3 protein-coding genes are annotated in these 2,864 nt (G+C 30.1%); all 3 read right to left on the reverse strand.

Annotated elements, in window-relative coordinates:
• Positions 1-232 precede the first annotated feature (232 nt).
• The 3 genes from GW846_06510 to GW846_06520 all read right to left on the reverse strand — a co-directional run bounded on the left by GW846_06510 (position 233) and on the right by GW846_06520 (position 2,743).
• Positions 233-1,603 (reverse strand): oligosaccharide flippase family protein, encoded by a 1,371-nt coding sequence (locus tag GW846_06510; protein ID NDK10397.1) that lies wholly within the window; start codon positions 1,601-1,603, stop codon positions 233-235.
• A 227-nt stretch (positions 1,604-1,830) separates the two neighbouring features.
• Entirely contained in the window at positions 1,831-2,331 is a 501-nt protein-coding gene (locus tag GW846_06515; GenBank protein NDK10398.1) for an IS630 family transposase, read from the reverse strand.
• Entirely contained in the window at positions 2,303-2,743 is a 441-nt protein-coding gene (locus GW846_06520) for a hypothetical protein (GenBank protein ID NDK10399.1), read from the reverse strand. Before GW846_06520 ends, GW846_06515 begins: the two co-directional genes overlap by 29 nt.
• Positions 2,744-2,864: the final 121 nt, after the last annotated feature.

Below are 2,864 nucleotides of genomic sequence, written 5' to 3' on the forward strand. Positions count from 1 at the left end.
GTTGTTTCAAAACAATATATTTTTTTTTTTATTATTTCATAGTACTGACCAATAAAAGAAGTGGAATCTAAACATTGAATTTCTTTTTCTAAAAGAGTAGTTGTAAATAAACAATGTCTTTTAATTTTTGAAATCCTTCTTATTTCTCTATTTTCATGTAAATAATAATTTTTAATAAATTGATATACTTTTTTTGCTAATCTTTTCGCTTTAATCATATTTTTCTATTTTTTTATTTATTCCATACCCCATTCGCTTTAAAGTTAATTAGTTTGGAATACTGAATATAAACAATAAACGTTTGTATTAGTGCAAAAAACACATTAGAAATGAGAACTCCTTTTATTCCCAATAAATGTCCTAGAAATATCGCTGTGGGAATATTACATATAGCTGCTGCTAAACCTATGTATAATTGAAGGCTTATTTTACCAACACCATTTAAGAAATGTGCAAATATTCCATTCCATGCCATAAGAATAATCCAAATTAGGGTTAATAGTGATACGGAAAAAGGCACAACAAAATCTTTTCCAATCCATATTTTAAAAATAAAATCTGAAAAAACAAAAAGAATAATTCCTGCTAAAACCAGAAAAAGCCAAATTTTCATTAGTTTTTTAATAACGCTCTTTATCCATATAATATCATGCTTTGTCCATGCCTCTGTAAATGCGCTCCAAAAAGGGTAAACAATGATCATAAAGCCCATCATCAAAACATTAAAATACTTAAAAGCAACATTGTAGGGAGTTACCATTGCTGGACCAAATAACTGAGAAATAATCATATTATTGGTTTGGTATAATAAAACGGCTCCTATATTTATTAAAAAAAATTTTAAACCTAAGCTAAACAAATCTTTAGCTTTACTAAAGTCTATTGTTTTAAATGAAGGTTTATAAGGTTTGTATTTACGATTGAAAAACCAAAAAGTAGAGATTGTCAAAACAATAGGTGTTACTGTGCAATAAATTAAACCTAAAGACAAGAGTGAACTTTTACTTACTTTTGTGAGAATGAAAATGAATATTAGTGATAGTGTTTTCCCAATTAAATCAAAAATGGCACTTTTAGCAGGTTGTTGATTTGCATTAAGAATAACCCCAATCAGATTGAGAACAAAAGTCAGCCCAAAAGAAGTAAAAACAACAATTGCTAAGTAGCTTAACTCTTTGTTTAATAAAATATCATCACCTGCATTTAATATAATACCCCAATCAATGAAAAAATTGATGCAATAAAATATAACTAAAACAACACTTATTATGATAATTAATATTGCATAAGTAGTGCTTACATAGGTTTTTGCAAGTTTATGATTTCCTTTAGCCAAGGCTTCGGCGAATCTATTTCGAAGTCCATTACCCAAGCCAATATCAAAAAAACCAAACCAAGCAACCAATGAAGTCAATGTAATCCAAATGCCATATTTTGTTGGGTCTAAATAATTAATAGTAATCGGAACCAATATAAGACCTAATGCAATATTGGTGCCTTTAATTACAAATAAAGCAGCAATATTTTTTTTGGCACGCTTACTGCGTTCATGCCCCTGACCGAAACCTAAATTATTCTTTAAAATATTAATTATTCTTTTCAAATATGCTTTTGCAAAATTTGTGTTATTGTTTTGTTTACCCAAAGGATTGTTGTTCAATATTTTATATTTGTTGCTTTTATGCTACTATCTTTTTGATGCTCTTTAAACATTTCAAATTTATTCATCAATTGCCATGCAAGTCGAGTCATTATGCCATTTTCATTGGTAAAATTTAAAAACAACGGATTTGTTGCTCGATGATTTTTTTGAATTAGCGTTTTATTATATTAAACTGAATAACTAAGATTACATAAGTTGATTATAAAATAATTTGGTTTTTGATAATTGGAAAATAATTTCCAAAAGTTTATCATCCGTTCTGACAAAGATTCGATGTACCGGTTATTACAAATCTTTTTCCTCATATACCACCATACTCTTTCAATTGGGTTGAAATCAGGGCTGTAAGGAGGCAGAAAAAACAACTCAATTTTATCTTTGTATTTTGTCAAAAAAGGTTTGAGTGCATTTGCGTGATGGAAGCGTACATTATCCAAAATCATGTATATTTTCCCTTTAATAGTGCGGTAATGATACAGTACTTTTTTTAGATATTTTTTAAAAGTTTTTGCATTTCCCTTATCGTTTTTTTGCACGATAACCTCTCCTGTTCTTGGATTGACAGAGCCGAATAAAGTATGTCGCTCCCTATGGCTTTGCTTCTGACTAATAATGGGTTGCTTGCCTTTTTCACTCCATTTATAGGAAACTACAGCGGTGTTGCTCATACTGCATTCATCTTCAAATAAAAACACATCTTGTTTTGTAGATTCAAGGAGTTTTTTTTAAAGCCTCTATAAATTCTTGACGTTTTTCTTTACTCGCTTCAGGGTAAAAGCCTTTCCCTTTTTTGTGTGTTAGTCCCAGTTTTTTCTTTAAAAGAATATACACCATGTCATCAGAATATTTCAAATGACATTCCTTATTCAATACTTGAACAATTAAAGGAGCCGTCCAGGTCTCTGTATTGTATCCATATTTTGTTGGGCTCTCATTAACAACCAAGTTCTTTAACCAGCTTAGTTGCTCTGGAGAAATTTTAGATTTACGACCAGTCTTGGGTTTATCTTTTAACCCCTCAATACCTTTCTCTATAAATCTTTTAGCCCAGATGAGAATCTGATTATGGCTGAGCAGCAATATTTCTTGTGCCTTTCTGCTACTATCTCCTCTGGCTAATGACAAGATGCATACTAGGCGTGCTGCAATTTTGTAATCCTCCTTAGATTTTAAGGATTCTTCAATTAAAGCTACTGAATTT

This window comes from Candidatus Gracilibacteria bacterium, assembly GCA_010119145.1.
In the GTDB taxonomy this organism is placed as follows: domain Bacteria; phylum Patescibacteriota; class Gracilibacteria; order BD1-5; family UBA6164; genus JAACSU01.